Raw genomic sequence first — 19,296 nt, 5'->3', positions numbered from 1 at the left:
TTTAAATATACTGGATAGTAGTGTAAAAAATAGCCTATATATAATGCACTTGATGGATTGATTTTAAGATATACACCTGGTAGGTATACCTTGGGAACAAGATTTCTTTGAAATCGCTGGCTGTTTCAAGTGCTTGCTTGAGCAGGTCAAAATGGGGGTTGTCCAAGGATTTGTCAGATACGTCCAGTGCCTGCTCCCGTCGATTCTTACCGATTTGCTATGGATTGCGCTCCATAGCAAAATGGATCACAAAGAGGATGGCAATTATCAAGTTCAATTAAGCACGACATTACTTCAGGTGAGGCCATTATGTACACAGCCGATGGCCTACTTTAAGCACGATGAGCAGATTGAAGCGGTTTTTCTGTTATTGTTTCTGGTTCTGATGGTGCAGGCGAGGGTGTTGGTGGCATCGGCTCAATCTGGACTTCGACAACCGGCGGTACGGGTTGAGAGATATTGAGTTGTGACTGTAAGGTGATGGGGACTGAAATCTGAATCAATGTACCCTGGCCAGGCGCACTTTGGATCGAGAATTTGCCCCGTAATGCGGCAATGCGCTGTCGCATGCTGATTAAACCATGGCCATGCCCCTTGATCAGTTTTTCAGGTTCAAAACCCTGACCATTGTCCTTGATGGATACGTTGAGAATCGTGCCTTGTGGATCAAACACAATCTGAATGGCACTGGCTTGCGCGTATTTGGCAATATTGGTTAAGGACTCCTGCACGATGCGATACAGTGCAATGCCCAATGAATCGTGTATGGTCAAATCATCCTGGCAACGCAAGTCCAGGCCAATATTGGCTCGCTCCGAAAACTCTTCGCACAGCATCTTGATGGCCATGGCAAAGCCCAGATTAGTCAGGGTCGAGGGCCGCAAATCTTCAATAATCTTGCGTTTGAGTTTGATCCCATCGTCAAGGGTGGTGGTCAGATTGGATAGTTTGTTCAGAATCAGTGGGTCCGCATTTTTTAATTTGGCGCGGATAAACATGGAGTCCAGTTTGGCGGCAGTCAAGACGGCACCAAGTTCATCATGGAGTTCGCGCGCCAGTGTGGCTCGTTCCTCTTCTCGAACGACTTGCAGATATTCCGTCAAATCAGATAATTCAGAAGTGCGTTCTGCCACCAGCTGGTCAAGGCGTTTTTTTTCTGCTTCCAAAGCCAGACGATTGATATGTTCCATTTGTGCGGCACGACGCATGAAATGGACAGTCAGGAAAAAAGCAATCAGATTCAGGGCAATCAAAATCAGCACACCCCACTGACTGAGTTGCTGATAAAAGCGAAATGACTCGGTCAAATCATCGACCACGATGGTTTCTTTATTAGACAAGGCATCCACATTTTTGCGGATGGTGTCCATGCCAATTTTGCCGATATCCGTTTCGATGATTTCTTTGGCTGCAGCAGTTTGACCGCGTTTTTGTAATGTCAGTGTCAATTCCAGCTCAGTCATCTTGCCACTGATGGGGCGCGATATCTTGGACAGTTCCGGCAAGAGATCGGGCTCGGTCACGTAGACATTGCGTAAGGTGTCCAGGGTTGTATTGATGCTTGCCGTGGCATCGTAATAAGGGGTGAGATAGTTTTCCTTGCCCGTTAATATATAGCCACGCTGACTGCTTTCTGCCTCAACCAGCAGGGCCATGAGTTGTTGCAGTTGGGTTTTGGCGATGAGATGTTTTTTGAGAGAGACATTGGCATCACTTAAAGCCTGGCTACTGTAAACAGAAAAAATCAATGCAGTCAGCGATATCCCTAATGACAACCAGATTGCCATTGTAGAGAGCGTGATATTGCGTTTGACAATGTCTTTGAAGGAAGGATACACAGGCTACCTATTTTTGTTTGACCAGTGCTGGAATGAAAGTTGGCATGTCATTCAAGTCTTGGAGAATTATTTTGAATCAGAGGATTTCCTCAGTATTACTCTGTATTTGTCTGCTTAGTCATAGCTTATCGTACTCCGATCATTCAGCCTGTAGGTGAATGACTACACGCAGATCAGCTAACAGGTTAAGATTTTCTGCGATTGTCCCTTCATAATGAAACCACATTTACAGACAGCGGATTGATTATGCCCATGATAAGAGTTGCCATTGCCGATGATCATCAGATTGTGAGGACTGGTTTCAAGCAATTCATTTCTGATCAGATTGATATGAAGGTGCTGCATGAAGCCTCTAATGGCAATGAAGCGATGGATATCGTACGTAAAAAAGAGTGCGATGTGCTTTTGCTCGATATTTCCATGCCCGGCCAAAATGGTGTGGATACATTGCGTCAAATCAAGTTGACCCATCCAGAATTGCCGGTATTGATCTTGAGTGGTTTTGCAGAAGAGCAATATGCAATGAATATGCTGCGCATGGGAGCGAGTGGTTATCTGAAAAAGGATTGTGACCCCAATGAATTGATCAAAGCAATCCGGATTGCGGCACAAGGTCGTCGCTATATCAGTCAGTCAGTTGGTGAGGTGCTGGCTTCAGGTGTCAATAAAGACAACGAAGCGCCGGTTCATACACAATTGTCGGATCGTGAGTTACAGGTTTTTATTCGTTTATCCAAAGGTGAAACCGTCACCGATATTGCCAATCAACTGCATATCAGTGTCAAGACAGTGAGTACCTATCGTACTCGTGTGCTGGAAAAAATGGGACTGACATCCAATAGCGACCTGACTTATTACGCCATGAAAAACGGTTTGATGGAGTAATTAGTACCAGCCAGATTGATTGCATAGTTCATCAAAAAGCCCACATCGAGTGGGCTTTTTTGTTGCTGGCAATACTTTGTCAGCCAGACCCTACAGAGTAACTGCCAGTCTTTGTGAGTGATTGCCATGTTTGTCCTACAGGCAAGCCTGGTGAGTTTTTTTAAAGTGAACACATGTCAGTCAGACATTACTCCTAGAAAGGATTCACAATGAAAAACAAAATGCGTAGCGCTGTAGCAGCGATTCTTCTTGCCGCCACACCAGTACTGATTACTGCCTGTGCTTCCACACCTGGTAAAGAAAGTACAGGCGAATACATTGATGATTCGGTCATTACCACCAAGGTTAAGGCCGCATTTGTCGAAGACAAAACCGTTGATGCGGGCGACATTACCGTTGAAACCTATAAAGGCATTGTCCAGCTGAGTGGTTTTGCAAAAAGCGAGACCCAACGTACCCAGGCGGTTGAAATAGTTGCAAAGGTCAAAGGTGTGAAGTCTGTCAAGAATGATATCCGTATCAAATCATAGGGGGCGATGATGAAATATATCAACAAAGATGAAGTGAGTGCCGATTGGCATGATCTGATGACGCGTGCCGAAAATTTGATTCATGCCATTGGCAAGGATGGCAACAAACAATCGGCACAGTTAAAAGATCAACTTTCTGATTTGGTTGAAAAGGGTGCCAGCTCATTGCGCTCCAATAAGGAGCGTGCCGTGGTCAAGACCCATGATGCGATCCATCTGGGATTGCACTATGCGCAGCAACGTCCTTTGCAAGTGATTGGCGCTGTGGGTTTGCTTGCTGCGAGTTTGCTGGTTATCGGCTTGGTTTCCTGTCGTAAAAATAATGACAGTGGCCAGACCCGTTCAATTAAAAAAGCGGTTCGTTAGGGGGCGATATGAAAAAGCAGGGCAAAAAGATGGTTGACGAGCATGCACTGAAGGCAGACAGAGTAGCCCCGATTGAAGATATTCAATTGATCCGAACCAGAGCACGCAAGGATATTGAAAGTGGGCCCGTGACGCGGAGTTATGCCGCTAATGTCAAAGAGGTTGTCCAGCTGCTTAACGGTGCGCTTGCGACCGAGCTGGTGTGCGTGCTGCGTTATCGGCGCCACTATTATGTGGCAAAGGGGATCAAGGCTCAGGTGGCGGCCGCAGAATTCATTGAGCATGCTGATGAGGAGTTGAGTCATGCCTATCTTCTCGCGGAGCGGATTGTGCAATTGGGTGGTGAACCTGACTTCAATCCGGTAGGACTGGCTGAGCGCAGTCATGCCGAATACTTTGCCGGTATTGCTTTGCAAGACATGATTAAAGAGAACCTGATTGCAGAACGGATTGCCATTGATAGTTATCGGCAAATGGTTCAGTACATTGGTGAAGAAGATCCTTCGACACGGCGCTTACTGGAAGAAATTTTAGCGAAAGAAGAAGAACATTCGGATGATCTGATCGATCTTCTCGAAGTTTAAACCTTTACTGATAAGGAGCGCATCATGCTACATTGGGCTGCAGTATTTTTTGTGATTGCCTTGGTTGCCGGCGTATTTGGTTTTGGTGGCATTGCATCTGGTGCTGTCGGCATTGCCAAGATACTTTTCTTCATTTTTCTGATCATGTTTATCGTGTCTCTCGTGACTAGCCTGATTCGATAAAACGGTTATAAAAAAAGCATCGTTATGATGCTTTTTTATATGGATGAAATGTGATATTTGTAATAAATGTGTATTAATGTTAACTAACAATGTGACATATTTCCGTTAAATCTTGCTGTATTGCGGATTACTTTTTTGGCAGATCCGGTCAAATTTTCAAATTCAACTGTTTATTCAAAGATTGCCTAGGCGGGTTCACCAGTCAGGTATTCAATCAGGCGATCAATATCGCTTGATTTATCAAAAAAAGCATCTGCCCCAAGTTCTTCACAGCGAATTCGCATTTGTGGACTGGCGTAATTGGTCAGTACCACGCGTCTTTTAGCAGATAGATCAACTTTGGAATTGGTTTGCAGGGCACGTAAAACCTCCAGCCCGTGGCCTTCTCGAAGATTTAAGTCGACGATGACAACATCCCATGGATTGTTCTCAAGCCACTCGATTGCATCATTTTGAGTTTCTGCAAAATCTGCAATCACAATCTCAGTCATGCTGTTAATCAGGGCGATGAGCGACTCACGAATTTTTTTTGAGTCTTCTACTAAAAAGGCAATCATAAATTCAGATTTAAATAAGGTACTTTCATTCTACGGAATTCCCCTGCCAATACTAGTGAAGATCAACGAAATTATCCGTAGTCGGATTCCTACTTTGCTGTTGCAAATTGTCAGATTTTCCAACAGTTTCCTCACGCTTATTCCTTAGGATGTAGGTGTATTCCTATAAGGCAAGCACAAATATTCTGACTTTTCTTTCAGGCCTTACTGAAAGCTTGGCAAAACCAAGATATTTAATATGAAGTTGTGCTCAGCTGATTTTTTTACATCAAGGAGTGACTCATGAATTGGGACATCATTGCAGGAAACTGGAAACAACTGAGAGGCCGATTATTGCAAAAAATCGGTGAATTCAATCATGATGAGCTTGATGTAATTGCAGGTAAAAGAGCGCAATTATCAGGAAGGATACAGGTTCAGTACGGATTGATCCGGCAACAACTGGAAACAGATGTTGATCTCTTCCTGACTCGTCACCGCCCGGACCAGCGTCACTAACAAAGTCACTAAGTATGTCGATCTTCAATTTATCTGAGAGCGATCATGAGAATTTCAACATCGGTACTCTGGTTTTTCCTGTTGCTCGCTCTAGTTTTCGGTTTAATCAAAGAGGCTTCGAATGGTATTGTGCCAGGAGAAGGGGCAGGTGATCATGAATGGGGTATGGCTGGTCATTGGTTTGAACTGGCCAGATTGCCCAATCCGGAGCAGGCAGATTGCATATCAGATGATCAAATGAGTTTGTTGCCAGATGGCAATGACCAATTAAGTCGTGTTTTTGTTTGCCGCAATTCACAAAATTTGCTGCAGGCAACACTTTCTCAGGCTCAGTCAGATAATGACGTCGTTATCGACCATACCAGCATGGTTGAGCAAACTGATGCACTTCATATTGAACAGGTATTGCATCAGCCCAATGCAGACTGGTTAAGTTATCGCATTTATTACATGTCAGACGATTTTCAGAGCATGATTCTAGGCAGTGAAGATAAACAATATGGCTGGATCATGGCCAGGGTTGCCAATTTAAGCGAAAAGCGTTATCAGGAATTAATGGAGCATGCTCGGATGATCGGTTTTGATGTATTAAAGATTAATCGAACAGTGCAGCATCCAGAAAGTCTTCCCTTCATCGGCAAGTCAATGATTGAGTCAGTCCCGAAGCCTGAGAAATCGACCATGCGTCTAATGGTTCAGGCAGAACCCATTTTTCATCTACAATAAGTTTCAGTCAGCCTGCCGGTTTTGATCATCTTAATGCTAGGATTGTCTGCGTGCATTTATTATTGATGACAGCCGTCAGTTGACTGTATACCTGCCACTTCTGAGATTTTTTAATTAAGCGAGTAGCGAGTTTGAAAGAGCTATCAATCCTGTTTGTTTGCATGGGTAATATTTGTCGTTCACCCTCTGCCGAAGGTGTGGTGCGTGAACTGTTAAACCAATCGCCATCAAAATTGGCTATTCATCTCGATTCGGCTGGGACACATGATTACCATATCGGGGAGCCACCCGATCCACGCAGTATTGAAGCAGCGGCTCGTCGTGGTTATCATATTGCTGATTTACGTGCCAGGCAGGTTGAAGCACAAGACTTTCAGCGTTTTGATTTGATATTGGCCATGGACGAGGCTAATTTGTCGCTGCTTAAAACACAATGCGTGCCAGAACTGCAAACCAAGCTTAAGTTGATGATGGCTTATTCTAAAAAATATGCAGTCAATGAAGTGCCAGATCCTTATTATGGTGCGGGTCAGGGCTTTGATTTGGTACTGGACTATCTTGAAGACGCTGGCGCAGGTTTGCTCGCTGAGCTGCACACCCAGTATCAGGTCTGATTTCTAATGTCGAAACGACTCTATAGCAAGTGGCGTGAATCCAAAACGGCGAGTCAGCAGCTCGATACCTTGCTGACACAAAATGATGTCTTGGCTAGTTTGCCAGATCGCAATCAATGGCTGATTGAACTGTTTTACTGGCTAAGACGCGATAATCAGACGTTTGATGATTATCGAAATGATCGTCTACGCTTTCCCGAACATACTCGGCTGGCATTTCTGATCCAGGTTTTGAATCGACATCCTCATTATCGCCGCAACTTTGTAGCTGCACTCTATTCAGTGCTGCGCGATAACGATCCGATTTCGCTCTATTGTGATACCGGCATGGCGTCACGCCCCAGTTTTTGGGACGAGTTTTTGGATCGGGTTCAATCGCGGTTTTTGCCGCCATCGCCCAATCATGCGCAATTGTCTTCGCTGTTCTCTTTATTGTTTATTGATGAGCACGATGCTGATTGGATTGAGGCTTTGCCTGATGATCTGTTGGCGCAGTTTGCTGATCTGTTTCGAGATGTCAATGCAGAAGAGACCTTGCTCAATCAAGATAGCCGGGCGCAGATCATGCGGCGTAGCCATCTTGATATTGGCAACAGCATCGCCATTCTGGTCAGCAAGGTCTGTGCGGCAGGTTTAAATCAGTCAATTCGCTCACGTTTGCCAAGTGGGCGTCATGACCAGATGGAGTCTTTTCCATTCTTCCGGCTCAATCAAGTTATTTATCTTTTGCTCAATCGTCAAACTGAATCTTCGACCGAATTTGTTCAGCAGATCAATGAGTTTAGAGGATTACTGGACGATTGCCGCAAGGTAAGCAAGGATATTTATAAACATCTGGAAGAAAATGGTGTCTCTGTCGCCATTGTGTTTGAACTGGATCGGATGTTATTGCGGATTGAGCGAGTCGATGAGTTGCTGGCAGTCTGGTTACTTGAACCAGAGCAGCAACATCGTTTACATGAGTTTGCCCATCTGACGGCGCAGCTGATTCGCGCTAATCAGGCACACCGGAGCTTGCGGCACCTGATCGATAGCTCTTTGTCACAACTTGCGCGCAAGGTGGTGGAAAGTAGTGCAGAGACGGGAGAGCATTACATTGCCCGTGATGGCAAAGAGTATTCAGGCATGTTGCGCATGGCTGCTGGTGGTGGCGCTATGACGGCAATCACTGTGATGCTGAAGTTATTTATCGCTAGTTTGGGAATGGGTAAATTCCTGGAGGGTTTTGTTGCCTCACTCAATTATTCGTTTAGTTTTTTGGCGATTCATTTTGCACACTTCACACTGGCTACCAAACAGCCCGCAATGACTGCACCGGCATTGGCATCACGCCTGGATCAAGCCAATAATGATGAGGGCCGTGAAACTTTTGTTGATGAAACATTTGCCCTGATTCGTACCCAGGTTGCTGCAATCCTAGGTAACTTATCCTTGGTCATACCTGTCGCTTTGGGTTTTGAGCTGCTTTTTGAATGGTTGACTGATCATACGATGGTGACACCATTCAAGGCCATGAAAGTTGTTGATTCCTTTAACTTGATTGGGCCAACGCCATTCTATGCCGCGTTTACCGGTGTCTTGCTTTGGATATCCAGTCTGGCCGCTGGATGGGTGGACAACTGGTTTGTGCTGTACCGAGTCCACGATGTGATTACTTATCATCGGCGTTTGCGTTATGTATTCGGTGAGTGGGGTGCACAAAAACTGGCAGATTTTTTTCAGCGTAATATTTCGGGTGTGGCGGCTAGCGTCTCATTAGGTTTTTTACTGGGCTTACTACCTGAGATATTGGCGTTTATCGGTTTGGATATTCAACCGCGTCACGTCACCTTATCGACCGGGCAATTGGCCGTTGCGGTTGGCACCATGGGTTGGCCACTATTGCATGATCCCACATTCTGGTTGGCGGTGGCGGGGATTGCAGTAACCGGCTTTCTCAATCTATTGGTCAGTTTTGGTCTGGCTTTTAATATGGCCCTGGGTTCACGTCATCTCAAAGGCGTTGATCGCAGTCAAATCTACCAAGCTGTTCGCAAGCGAATGTTGCGACGACCATTTTCATTGTTTTTTCCGGAGCGGAAATAGCGTAAAAAGTAATCCTGATGAGGCTCGGCATTGTATTTTTCAATGGCAATGATCCGAAATCACAATCCCTCTAATCTTGACAAAATTGATCGGGTATCCTATACTTGAGCAAAATAATCAAGTTTCAGGGAGCGTGGGATTTCAGTCCCGAGCCGTATCTTTTTGTCAGGAATTACTATGCGACTTACCACCAAAGGACGGTTTGCTGTTACCGCCATGATTGACTTGGCCTTGCGCCAGGACGCTGGCCCGGTGACGCTTTCTGGCATCAGCCAACGTCAAAATATTTCCCTGTCTTATCTTGAACAGTTATTCGGCAAGTTGCGTCGACACGAAATTGTGGAGAGTGTGCGTGGCCCAGGCGGTGGTTATAGCCTCGCCCGGAAACCCGAAGATGTGACTGTTGCCGACATCATTATTGCGGTTGATGAGCCGATTGATGCTACTCAGTGCGGCGGTCAGCAAAATTGTCATGGTCAGCGTGAAGACAATCCGACAGGTCGTTGCATGACGCATGATCTGTGGGCGCAGCTGAATCAGAAAATGGTGGAGTTTTTGGACTCGGTCAATCTTAAAGATTTGGTCGAGCAGCAAAAAACTGCACCTTTAGCCAAGGCACCTGAAAAAGCGGCGGTAGCCACCAAGGCCAAATCTGTCAAAGGTGAGCAAACCACCATTACCATCAACACGCTGCCCAAGCCCATGACGGTGACAGCACCCAATTCAGTTTTCAATATTGCTAACTGAATCATATTGACCCCTGTTTTAGAAGTCGAGATATGAACGCCCCTATTGAACATCAGCTGACGAGTCTGGCAGAGCATCAGACTCCCCATTTTCCAATTTACATGGACTACAGCGCTACGACGCCGGTTGATCCACGTGTAGTGGACAAGATGATTCCCTATCTGCGCGAGCAGTTTGGTAATCCTGCATCGCGTAGTCATGCCTATGGTTGGGCTGCTGAGCATGCGGTTGAAGAAGCGCGTGAACAAGTTGCCGCCCTGGTTAATGCAGATCCTCGCGAAATTGTCTGGACTTCGGGGGCTACCGAAAGTAATAACCTGGCGCTCAAAGGTGCTGCCCAGTTTTACAAGAGCAAAGGCAAACACATCATTACGGTAAAGACTGAGCACAAGGCTGTGTTGGATACCGTGCGTGAGTTGGAGCGTCAAGGGTTTGAAGCCACTTATCTGCAACCGCAGGACAATGGCCTGATCACTATTGAGCAGTTAGAAGAAGCAATTCGCCCGGATACGATTTTGGTGTCGGTGATGCTGGTCAACAATGAAATTGGTGTCATTCAGGATATTCCGGCAATTGGTGCTTTATGTCGTTCCAAGGGCATTATTTTTCATACCGATGCGGCACAGGCAACTGGCAAGATGGAAATCGATCTGGAAAAATGGCCGGTTGACCTGATGACGTTTACTGCCCATAAAACCTATGGCCCCAAAGGCATTGGTGCACTCTATGTATGCCGTAAGCCACGTGTGCGTATTGAAGCGCAAATGCATGGTGGTGGGCATGAGCGTGGTATGCGCTCAGGAACCCTGGCGACGCACCAGATTGTTGGTATGGGCGAAGCTTTTCGAATTGCCCGTAAAGAAATGGCGACCGAGATGGTGCGCGTCAGAGCGCTGCGCGATCGATTAGTTGCTGGTTTGACCAAAATTGAAGAAGTCTATGTCAATGGTGACCTGGCGCATCGAGTACCGCACAATCTGAATATCAGCTTCAATTATGTTGAAGGCGAGTCTCTGATCATGGCGATCAAGGATATTGCGGTTTCAAGCGGCTCGGCTTGTACCTCGGCGTCATTGGAGCCATCTTATGTGCTGCGCGCTCTGGGGCGTAGTGATGAGCTGGCACACAGCTCAATCCGTTTCACGATTGGCCGTTTTAGTACCGAAGCCGATATTGATTTTGCAATCGATCTGCTAACGACCAAAGTAGCCAAGCTGCGTGAGCTATCGCCACTGTGGGAAATGTACAAAGACGGGATTGATATCAGCTCAATCCAGTGGGCCGCTCACTGATTTGTCGGCACTCAGTCCGGCTCGCCGGCTAAGAAAACAGAAATATAAAGAAGGAATACATGATGGCCTATTCAGATAAAGTACTTGATCATTACGAAAACCCCCGCAACGTCGGTTCTTTTGAAAAGGGCGACGAGTCTGTTGGTACGGGCATGGTTGGCGCTCCCGCTTGTGGCGATGTCATGAAACTGCAGATCAAGGTCAATGAGCAGGGTGTGATTGAAGACGCAAAATTCAAGACTTATGGTTGTGGTTCCGCCATTGCCTCCAGCTCCCTGGTGACCGAATGGGTCAAGGGGAAAACGCTGGACGAGGCCCTGACGATCAAAAATACCCAGATTGCTGAAGAGCTGGCATTACCGCCGGTCAAGATTCACTGTTCCATTTTGGCTGAAGATGCCATCAAGGCAGCAGTAGAAGACTACCAGGCCAAACATGCCGGTGGTACCACACAACAAGCTGCATGAACGCTGGCAAGCTTGGGTATTGAAAATATTTGAGTAGCCCGTTTCCTAAGGTTAATTGAGTGCGGCACTGACGAGGATGACATGGCAATTTCACTGACCGAAAAAGCAGCCCAACACGTAAGCCGTTACATGGTGAAGCGTGGTAAAGGTATTGGCTTGCGCCTGGGGGTTCGTACCACCGGCTGTTCGGGACTGGCTTATAAGCTGGAATACGCTGACGAATCACAACCCGATGACGAAATTTTTGAGTCGCACGGCATCAAGGTGCTGGTCGATCCCAAGAGTCTTGCCTATCTGGATGGCACAGAACTTGATTATGCAAGGGAAGGGTTGAATGAAGGCTTCAAATTCAACAATCCTAACGTCAAGGATGAGTGTGGTTGTGGTGAATCCTTCCGCATCTGACCAGCGTCGACTGACAATACCATATGGTTTTGCAATTGATGCTGTGCAACTTGGTTCTTTGTTTCTTTAACTGGCATTTGCCCAATAACTTCGCGTTGTTTGGCAGTATTGACTGATCTGCTGTGCAAAATCATTTTGAACTGTTTGGCCTGATACCCGCGTTTGCGCTTGACATGGCTGCCCTTGATACGGCGTACCGTCAGGTACAGTCGCGAGTGCATCCTGACAAGTTTGCCAATAGCAGTGACACAGAAAAACGTGTCGCCATGCAATGGGCAACTCGCGCCAATGAGGCTTATCAGACGCTCAAAAATCCACTCAAACGCGCAAGCTATTTGTGCGAATTGAATGGTGTTGACTTACAGACTGAATCCAATACTTCCATGCCAGCGGCATTTTTGATGCGGCAGATGGCATGGCGTGAAGCGCTGGAAGAAGCCAGAGCAACGCGCAATGAAACCGCATTGGCTGGGCTGGAACAAGATGTGCGGCAAAGCAAAAAGGCCACACTGGACCAAGTAGGTGCATTGATTGATCAGAGCAAGGATTTTGCAACGGCTGGCAAGCAGGTTCGCGAACTGATGTTCGTGGAAAAATTTGCTGCTGAAGTTGGCGATACCATTGCCATGATCGAGGATGCCTGACATCCATTGCTGCAAGTGCTGATACCAATGGCTGATAGATGGTATCAAATGCTCCACTGGATGGTTTGAGCGGCACGATAATGATGATAATAACAACCTCATTCTGACGATACTTTTTTTATGGCATTGCTCCAGATTTCCGAGCCGGGCATGGCACCGGCTCCGCATCAACGCCGTTCGGCTGTCGGGATTGATTTAGGCACCACCAACTCTTTGGTGGCGACAGTTCGCAACAGTATTCCTGAAGTACTTCCTGACGAATCCGGACGTTTTCTGTTGCCATCCATTGTGCGTTATTTGCCTAATGGCCATGCGCATTGTGGCGTCAAGGCGCAGACAGAACAGACCCGTGATCCCAAAAATACGATTGTCTCGGTCAAGCGCTTTATGGGTCGTGGCCTGGCTGATATACATCAGCTATATGGCGATCAGTTGCCGTATGACTTTATTGAGCCGACCGATGGGCAAGGTGGCATGGTGCAGCTTGGTACCGCTGCAGGCATCAAAAGCCCGGTTGAGGTATCTGCTGAAATACTGGCAACCTTGCGGCAACGTGCTGAAGATAGTCTGGATGATGAACTGGTTGGTGCGGTCATTACCGTTCCTGCTTATTTTGATGATGCACAACGTCAGGCCACCAAAGATGCGGCTAAATTAGCCGGTATCAATGTCTTGCGCTTGCTCAATGAGCCGACCGCCGCGGCGATTGCCTATGGATTGGACAATGCCTCTGAAGGCATTTATGCGGTTTATGATCTGGGTGGTGGTACCTTTGATATTTCAATATTGCGTCTGACCAAGGGTGTTTTTGAAGTGCTCGCAACCGGCGGAGATTCGGCACTCGGTGGTGACGATTTTGATGCGGCGATTGTGGATTGGGCGCTCGAAAAGCTGCATCCTAGCCTGGCTGATGATACGGCTCGCAATCACGCACGCGCCATGTTGCGGGTAGAGGCGCGTGCTGCGAAAGAACGTCTGACGATGGAAGAAAGTACCATTTTTCAGGCTGAGCCGTGCTTGACCTTAACACGATCTATTTTTTATGAGCTGACTCAACCACTCGTCAACAAGACCTTGAGCGCTACTCGTAAAGCCATGCGTGATGCAGGATTGACTGTGGCCGAAGTGAAGGGGGTAGTGATGGTGGGTGGTGCGACGCGCATGCCGCAAATCCAGCAGGCCGTCGGTACTTATTTTGGTCAAATACCCTTAACCAATCTTGATCCTGACAAAGTGGTGGCCCTGGGAGCAGCAATTCAAGCTAATTTGCTGGCGGGTAATCGAGCGGCGGGTGATGACTGGCTGTTGCTGGATGTGATTCCACTGTCGCTCGGCCTGGAAACCATGGGGGGCTTGGTCGAAAAAGTGATTCCTCGTAACTCAACCATTCCGGTTGCTCGTGCCCAGGAGTTCACCACCTTCAAGGATGGGCAAACTGCGATGGCGATTCATGTCTTGCAGGGCGAGCGGGAACTGGTCAGTGATTGCCGCTCATTGGCCCGTTTTGAGTTGCGTGGCATTCCACCGATGGTGGCGGGTGCCGCGCGCATCCGTGTGACTTTTCAGGTCGATGCCGATGGCTTGTTGGCGGTCAGTGCGCGAGAAATGAATTCGGGTGTCGAGGCGTCCATCACCGTCAAGCCCTCGTATGGTTTGGCTGATGATGACATTACCCGCATGTTGCAGGATAGTTTCAAATCAGCCGATTCGGACATCAAGGCACGTGCCTTGCGAGAAGAGCAGGTTGAAGCGGAGCGCTTGCTCGAAGCCATCAAGTCAGCGTTACAGGCTGATGGTGACCTGCTCAATGCCAATGAACATCAACTCATCCATGGTTTGATGGACCAGTTGCGCAAGTTGGCCAAAGTCGATGATCAAGCCGCCATCAAGGCTGGCATTGCTGCATTGTCAGATGCCACTGAAAGCTTTGCAGCGCGGCGCATGGACAAGAGTATTCAGTCGGCCCTGACTGGCAAACAAATTGATGCACTTTAATATTTCTTTTAAATTTCTTTAATATTTAATTGTCGTGTTGATTGACTGTCACTATTTGATTAGACAATCACTGCAACAATCAGCACGACAAATCTGACAGTCTGCCAGGAAATTATCATGACCCAACTTATTGTTTTACCCCATGCCACGCTCTGCCCCGATGGCGCTGTGCTGGAAGCCACGCCAGGCGAAAGCATCTGCGAAACCCTGTTACGCAATGATATTGCGATTGAACATGCATGCGAAATGTCGTGTGCCTGTACGACTTGTCATGTAGTGATGCGTGAAGGCTTTGAGTTGCTGGTGCCGTCTGAAGAAGCCGAGGATGATCTGCTCGACAAGGCCTGGGGGCTGGAGCCGACTTCGCGTTTATCGTGTCAGGCCTTGATTCCCAAGGACGGTGAGCTGGTCATCGAGATTCCTAAATATACGATCAATCACGCGCGCGAAAATCACTAAACAATGGTTCTGAGCGGCTAGATGCGTTGCTGATTACAACAGGCAACGATTTTGCTTTTGATGAATTTGCTATTGGCACTCACACCACTCTATATCCAAGAACTACACCAAAGGACAAGTCATGAAATGGACTGACACGCTTGATATTGCGATTGCGCTTTATGAAAAATTTCCTGATACTGATCCATTGACGCTGCGTTTTACCGATCTGCATAAATGGGTTTGCGAATTGGAAGAGTTTGACGATGCGCCGGATCGCTCCAATGAAAAAATTCTGGAATCCATCCAGATGGCCTGGATTGATGAAGCCCGTTAAGCCTGACTTACTCGCTGCCAATTTTGCTGGTGAGTATGTGATTGAGCAAACCATTCATTTGGCCATACTACAGGGTAGTAAAAAATTGGTGCTGTAGGGTCCTTTAATAATGCACCTAAGCAGCTAATTGAATGAAAAAATGGCTGGTACATCCTAGGAGTACCAGCCATTTTTATATGGCAAAGGATTTTTAGTCACCGATTACATTGGTGACAGGCTGCCATTGGAAACCTGCACACGTTGGCCAGATTGCCAACCCGATGGATCTTTTTGCGTAATCGTGCGACTGGAGCCATCGTCCATGCGCACACGAATTTCATAGACTTTCTCAGTGCGCACCCGTTTTTCAACATTATGACCCGCTACACCGCCACCCAAAGCACCCAATACGGTGGCAATATCACGGCCACTGCCGCCGCCAACCTGGTGACCCAGATACCACCCAGTACGGCACCACCCACAGCACCGACACCATTGGCTTCGCCGGTAGCCCGTTCAACTTGGCTGATGCTGGAAATCACACCACAATTACCGCAAACTGGCGCAGCTTGCACCGGCTGAGGTGAGTTGGGTTCCACATAGCCACCTTCATTGCTTTGCGCAACAGGTGCTGGCGTTGGATGTGGCTTGTTGTGCTTGACAACGGGTTGAGGTTTGTTCACCGGATGTGGCACGGGTGCGGCCTCCACGACGGGCGGTGCAGCTTGAGGTACGGGTGCTGCCGGTGCAGCAGGCGCTACCACTGATGGCGCCGGTTCCACAGCAGGCGTCACGGCTGCTACCTGATTGCTGGTCGGGGCTTCAATGGTGGCAACGGGTGTGTTGTGTTGCGAGCTATTGGAGTTGGGTAGCCAGCCAAGAATGGATGCTGCGCCAATGCCAGAAACGATAATCAATGAAACGGCAGCACCTGCTACCAAAGGATGAATCTTGCCTGTTGTACTCATATAAAACTCCTGCGTGATGAACGCGTTGAATGCTGATTTTGAGCAACGTTGAACGCGTGATGAATATTGCTATTAACGCATAAGTTGGGATCTGGCTGACAGACTAGCCGTAACGAGATGTTTCAACGACTGAAAAAGCGCGTATTTATTTGTAGGACAACGCTGATTAAGATTTTTTGCCCGTGATCATGGTCTTGATGAGATTGCTGTGATGAACTCGGCTCATCAGTACGGCGGCACTAATATGAATTGCAATACAGGCCAACAGTAGGTCAGCCATCAACTCATGGACTTTTTGCAGCCAATCTTCACCCCAAAACTGATCAAGTTGCATCATCCAGCCTGACAAACCCAACAGCAAAATCAATAGCCAAAAGAACCAAGCCATGGCGGCACCAGCCGGGTTATGTCCTTCATAACTGGGTAACTGGTGCCGTGGATCATGCAGCGGGGATCGCTTCAACCCAGTTTGACAAACCCAGCCAAATAACTGGCGCAGGTAACGGCCAACCTGCCTCAAGGCTGGCCATTGCCGAAAATCGGCATGACCTTGAGCGGTTGTGCTACCCCACACCAGGCGCAGTAGTACCAAAAACACGGTGGTGTAACCGACGTAACGGTGTAGAGCTCGGTTATCGCCTTCATTAAATTGATTAAATAATACCAGGGCCGCCACCAGCCAATGACATAAGCGTACTCGCCAGTCCCAGATAAGTGATGCTTTAGTGATAACTTGGGATGATGTCATTTTTGGAAATGATGGCGGTCAAAATCAATCTTCAATTTCAGACTTTACAATGGCCATGGTTTTGGCATCAAAGTAAATTTCGACTTTCTGGCCTTTTTTGTTACGGCCATAAATTTCATAACAGTTGCCTTCCACCTTGAATTTTTTGATCGTATAACCTTGCTCAACCAGCTTGGCCTTGACGTCTTCTTCCTTCATCCATTCTGATTTAGGGTAGGCAGGACAGTTTGCATCAGCAATAGCGGCACTGGAAAAACTGGCAAAGAAAGCAAAAACGATAAGTGAGCGCATAGGATTCCTTTCGATTGCGATGTAATAGGTTGAGTATGGTCTTCAATAAGTGATCGACGTTTGATTTGAAGCAGGTCACTAGGATAACGGATATTGATATAAATGGGAATTATTATCATTTGAGTGGTCAATCTGCGGTGATAAGTCGCGGTACTTAACTGGTAAATTGTGTGCCAATGACCAATAAGGTTTTGCCATGACCCCAGCGACGGAGTGGGGGGAAGTTGGCTTGAGAGGCAATCCGGATAAACCAATGGTGGTGTGATCAGCCACCCATCCATTGTCTGATGAAAGCCTTGCCACTGTCTTCCAGTTCAGTCATGGTGGCTTCAATACGATATTCGCCGCCATTGGCCAGAATGGCGCTACCTTGTTTGAAGCGGCATTTCACTTCTTTTTTCACGGTCGGCTGTTGTGGGTCAGGGATGAACATGACGGCTTCATAGTCATCGCCTGCTTGCAGATTATTGGGGCAAAGTAATGACAAACCATCAGCACCAATATTGACCAGTTTGGCCTTGATACGTTGTCCATTGCCATCTCTGATTTCCATTGACCAGGAGGCGCGCATGCGATCCTGATAACGTGGATTGCCTGGTATGACTGGCCCTGCTGGTTTTTTTTCTTTGGTGGTGACGATTTGCTGGAGTTCATCAAATGCGCGTTTTTCATCATAGGCATCTTGTGATGCTGTGTGGTTATTGCTGCGTTGCCGAGCCAATTGTTTGTTGCTGCCGCTAGCGTTATAAGGCAGTGTCGAATTTGATGAGCTCTCCTTGGTATCCTCGTTCTGAGGGTGTGGGGCAAAGAAGGAGTCCAGATCCAGTCCTTCCAGATCGGCCATATTTTCATCACTGGCTGTGGCAATCTCTTTGGGCTTGACCGTTTTGTCCTGTGCCGCCGGATTAGTCTGGGTGCTGGGTTCAGTGTCACTCAAATGCTGTATATCAGGGTCACCAATCCGGCTATCACTAACCAGTGCGGCTTCGGGGCTGGCTGAGTCAGGTGTCAGATTGCGGCTACCTGTTTGCATGCCGCTTTTCTTGCGTACAAACTGTTTGGCAGCCTCGGGGCGCTGAGGTTGGGTGTTGGGATTGAGGTTATTCATGGCGGGCATGCGTGAATGGGTTCTGCCCATGCGAATATCATGAAATTTTTGCAGCACCCGATTAAAGCTGGCCAGTAATTCACTGGGTTCATCCGTGCCGGTGACTTCAAGTCTTTCAATATCCTCATGCCCATTGGCCATCCGGTACATGGCCTCGGTGGTGGTATTGATGGGTTTGGCAATATGCCGGGCCAGCACAAATGACATACCAATTCCAAATAGCAGCATGATCACCAAACCCAGCAAGATGATATGCATGGTGGACTTGTGCAGGCTGTCGCTGCGTTGATTGGTTTCCATACCACCATCAATATTGAGTACCAGATTGTCTGCGAGTTTGTGGCGCATCTGGTTAAATAATTCGGCACTTGACCCTAGATAAAGTTGTAGTGCCTGTTGTTGATTCAGCTCGTTGGAGATGCCAACTATCTTTTTATGTTCGAGTGCATATTTATCCCATAAACCTCGAAACGCCTTGTGCAGTTCGCGCTCCTGTTTTTCCATATTCAGGTTGTCGTAAGAGGCAATGGTGTCTTCGAGTTTGCGTTGGTCCTGCTCCATCGTGCGTGCTATGGTGTTTTTTTGTTCAGGGTTGCTTGCGAGAATATGTTGCAACTCGTTTTCGCGCAGATCGGACAGGCTTTTTGACATCTGGGCGACATGTTCGGTATTGGGTAACCAGTTGTCGTTGAGTTCGGTCGAGATGTCGCGTGACTGGCTGATTTGCCCGATCGAGGCAATACCCATGATCGCCGCTACCATGACAAAAGCCATGAAGCCGATCAACAGCTTGCCAAAAATCCGGATTTCGCTCAACCATTCCACTCATTGTCTCCTAGATAGCCAGCCATGTGCTGGTGTAGTGCGATCTTGCTCGTTCGCGAGTATTCTTTGAACATCAACGGCGCAAAATAAAAAACCTGAAGCAGGGAGACGCTATTTGAATTGAAATGGTGATAACTAATTGTGAAGAATGATTGGAAGACATCGCCAACGATGCAAAATGGTCGC

23 protein-coding genes and 1 pseudogene are annotated in these 19,296 nt (G+C 47.5%); 17 read left to right on the top strand and 7 right to left on the bottom strand.

Annotated features, from left to right (window positions below; all coding sequences use genetic code 11):
- Nucleotides 1–332 precede the first annotated feature (332 nt).
- The gene (locus tag ACMYR3_RS09665) at nucleotides 333–1,838 is read right to left on the bottom strand and encodes a CHASE3 domain-containing protein (RefSeq protein WP_424191674.1); all 1,506 of its coding nucleotides are present in this window, start codon (nucleotides 1,836–1,838) and stop codon (nucleotides 333–335) included.
- A gap of 252 nt (nucleotides 1,839–2,090) precedes the next feature.
- On the opposite strand from ACMYR3_RS09665, the gene ACMYR3_RS09660 reads away from it, so the two are divergent.
- From ACMYR3_RS09660 to ACMYR3_RS09640, 5 genes are all read left to right on the top strand, one after another.
- The gene (locus ACMYR3_RS09660) at nucleotides 2,091–2,723 is read left to right on the top strand and encodes a response regulator (RefSeq protein ID WP_424196450.1); all 633 of its coding nucleotides are present in this window, start codon (nucleotides 2,091–2,093) and stop codon (nucleotides 2,721–2,723) included.
- 209 nt (nucleotides 2,724–2,932) lie between these two features.
- On the top strand, nucleotides 2,933–3,253 hold the full coding sequence (locus tag ACMYR3_RS09655; protein WP_424191672.1) for a BON domain-containing protein: 321 nt from the start codon (nucleotides 2,933–2,935) through the stop codon (nucleotides 3,251–3,253).
- Between the two features lie 6 nt (nucleotides 3,254–3,259).
- Nucleotides 3,260–3,619 (top strand): hypothetical protein, encoded by a 360-nt coding sequence (locus ACMYR3_RS09650; RefSeq protein ID WP_424191670.1) that lies wholly within the window; start codon nucleotides 3,260–3,262, stop codon nucleotides 3,617–3,619.
- A 29-nt stretch (nucleotides 3,620–3,648) separates the two neighbouring features.
- On the top strand, nucleotides 3,649–4,203 hold the full coding sequence (locus ACMYR3_RS09645) for a ferritin-like domain-containing protein (protein WP_424196448.1): 555 nt from the start codon (nucleotides 3,649–3,651) through the stop codon (nucleotides 4,201–4,203).
- A 24-nt stretch (nucleotides 4,204–4,227) separates the two neighbouring features.
- The gene (locus ACMYR3_RS09640) at nucleotides 4,228–4,386 is read left to right on the top strand and encodes a DUF1328 domain-containing protein (protein ID WP_424191668.1); all 159 of its coding nucleotides are present in this window, start codon (nucleotides 4,228–4,230) and stop codon (nucleotides 4,384–4,386) included.
- Nucleotides 4,387–4,571: 185 nt separating this feature from the next.
- Here ACMYR3_RS09640 and ACMYR3_RS09635 read toward each other — a convergent pair whose 3' ends face one another.
- Entirely contained in the window at nucleotides 4,572–4,943 is a 372-nt protein-coding gene (locus ACMYR3_RS09635; RefSeq protein WP_424191666.1) for a response regulator, read from the bottom strand.
- A 282-nt stretch (nucleotides 4,944–5,225) separates the two neighbouring features.
- Here ACMYR3_RS09635 and ACMYR3_RS09630 point away from each other — a divergent pair, with 282 nt between their 5' ends.
- The 12 genes and pseudogenes from ACMYR3_RS09630 to iscX all read left to right on the top strand — a co-directional run bounded on the left by ACMYR3_RS09630 (nucleotide 5,226) and on the right by iscX (nucleotide 15,191).
- Nucleotides 5,226–5,441 carry a CsbD family protein gene (locus ACMYR3_RS09630; protein WP_424191664.1) on the top strand — a complete coding sequence of 72 codons (216 nt, stop codon included), beginning with the start codon at nucleotides 5,226–5,228 and terminating at the stop codon, nucleotides 5,439–5,441.
- A gap of 45 nt (nucleotides 5,442–5,486) precedes the next feature.
- A complete protein-coding gene (locus ACMYR3_RS09625) occupies nucleotides 5,487–6,167 on the top strand; it encodes a lipocalin family protein (RefSeq protein WP_424191662.1) in 681 nt (226 codons plus the stop codon).
- Nucleotides 6,168–6,298: 131 nt separating this feature from the next.
- On the top strand, nucleotides 6,299–6,781 hold the full coding sequence (locus ACMYR3_RS09620; protein ID WP_424191660.1) for a low molecular weight protein-tyrosine-phosphatase: 483 nt from the start codon (nucleotides 6,299–6,301) through the stop codon (nucleotides 6,779–6,781).
- A gap of 6 nt (nucleotides 6,782–6,787) precedes the next feature.
- The gene (locus tag ACMYR3_RS09615; RefSeq protein ID WP_424191658.1) at nucleotides 6,788–8,866 is read left to right on the top strand and encodes a site-specific recombinase; all 2,079 of its coding nucleotides are present in this window, start codon (nucleotides 6,788–6,790) and stop codon (nucleotides 8,864–8,866) included.
- Between the two features lie 177 nt (nucleotides 8,867–9,043).
- A pseudogene (gene iscR / locus ACMYR3_RS09610) lies at nucleotides 9,044–9,461 on the top strand (Fe-S cluster assembly transcriptional regulator IscR); the annotation flags it as partial.
- Between the two features lie 184 nt (nucleotides 9,462–9,645).
- A complete protein-coding gene (locus ACMYR3_RS09605) occupies nucleotides 9,646–10,905 on the top strand; it encodes an IscS subfamily cysteine desulfurase (RefSeq protein ID WP_424191656.1) in 1,260 nt (419 codons plus the stop codon).
- A gap of 62 nt (nucleotides 10,906–10,967) precedes the next feature.
- Nucleotides 10,968–11,372: a Fe-S cluster assembly scaffold IscU gene (gene iscU, locus ACMYR3_RS09600; RefSeq protein ID WP_424196446.1), complete on the top strand. Its 405-nt coding sequence runs from the start codon at nucleotides 10,968–10,970 to the stop codon at nucleotides 11,370–11,372.
- Between the two features lie 81 nt (nucleotides 11,373–11,453).
- Entirely contained in the window at nucleotides 11,454–11,777 is a 324-nt protein-coding gene (gene iscA / locus ACMYR3_RS09595; protein WP_424191654.1) for an iron-sulfur cluster assembly protein IscA, read from the top strand.
- 122 nt (nucleotides 11,778–11,899) lie between these two features.
- Entirely contained in the window at nucleotides 11,900–12,421 is a 522-nt protein-coding gene (gene hscB, locus ACMYR3_RS09590) for a Fe-S protein assembly co-chaperone HscB (RefSeq protein WP_424191652.1), read from the top strand.
- Nucleotides 12,422–12,541: 120 nt separating this feature from the next.
- On the top strand, nucleotides 12,542–14,416 hold the full coding sequence (gene hscA, locus ACMYR3_RS09585) for a Fe-S protein assembly chaperone HscA (RefSeq protein WP_424191650.1): 1,875 nt from the start codon (nucleotides 12,542–12,544) through the stop codon (nucleotides 14,414–14,416).
- A gap of 117 nt (nucleotides 14,417–14,533) precedes the next feature.
- Nucleotides 14,534–14,875, top strand: a complete 342-nt coding sequence (gene fdx, locus ACMYR3_RS09580; protein WP_424191648.1) for an ISC system 2Fe-2S type ferredoxin — start codon at nucleotides 14,534–14,536, stop codon at nucleotides 14,873–14,875.
- Nucleotides 14,876–14,996: 121 nt separating this feature from the next.
- Nucleotides 14,997–15,191 carry a Fe-S cluster assembly protein IscX gene (gene iscX, locus ACMYR3_RS09575; RefSeq protein ID WP_424191646.1) on the top strand — a complete coding sequence of 65 codons (195 nt, stop codon included), beginning with the start codon at nucleotides 14,997–14,999 and terminating at the stop codon, nucleotides 15,189–15,191.
- Nucleotides 15,192–15,392: 201 nt separating this feature from the next.
- On the opposite strand, the gene ACMYR3_RS09570 is transcribed toward iscX, so the two are convergent.
- The 5 genes from ACMYR3_RS09570 to ACMYR3_RS09550 all read right to left on the bottom strand — a co-directional run bounded on the left by ACMYR3_RS09570 (nucleotide 15,393) and on the right by ACMYR3_RS09550 (nucleotide 19,110).
- Nucleotides 15,393–15,590: a hypothetical protein gene (locus ACMYR3_RS09570; protein WP_424196444.1), complete on the bottom strand. Its 198-nt coding sequence runs from the start codon at nucleotides 15,588–15,590 to the stop codon at nucleotides 15,393–15,395.
- The gene (locus ACMYR3_RS09565; protein ID WP_424191644.1) at nucleotides 15,554–16,138 is read right to left on the bottom strand and encodes a hypothetical protein; all 585 of its coding nucleotides are present in this window, start codon (nucleotides 16,136–16,138) and stop codon (nucleotides 15,554–15,556) included. Before ACMYR3_RS09565 ends, ACMYR3_RS09570 begins: the two co-directional genes overlap by 37 nt.
- Before the next feature lie 166 nt (nucleotides 16,139–16,304).
- A complete protein-coding gene (locus tag ACMYR3_RS09560) occupies nucleotides 16,305–16,886 on the bottom strand; it encodes a cytochrome b/b6 domain-containing protein (RefSeq protein WP_424191642.1) in 582 nt (193 codons plus the stop codon).
- A 24-nt stretch (nucleotides 16,887–16,910) separates the two neighbouring features.
- Nucleotides 16,911–17,177 (bottom strand): PepSY domain-containing protein, encoded by a 267-nt coding sequence (locus ACMYR3_RS09555; RefSeq protein ID WP_424191640.1) that lies wholly within the window; start codon nucleotides 17,175–17,177, stop codon nucleotides 16,911–16,913.
- A gap of 265 nt (nucleotides 17,178–17,442) precedes the next feature.
- A complete protein-coding gene (locus ACMYR3_RS09550; protein WP_424191638.1) occupies nucleotides 17,443–19,110 on the bottom strand; it encodes an MCP four helix bundle domain-containing protein in 1,668 nt (555 codons plus the stop codon).
- Between the last annotated feature and the right edge of the window lie 186 nt (nucleotides 19,111–19,296).

The organism is Ampullimonas aquatilis, assembly GCF_049675895.1.
Lineage (GTDB): Bacteria > Pseudomonadota > Gammaproteobacteria > Burkholderiales > Burkholderiaceae_D > Ampullimonas > Ampullimonas aquatilis.
Note: the sequence above shows the minus strand (reverse complement) of the source record. Positions and strands in the feature narration are given on the sequence as shown.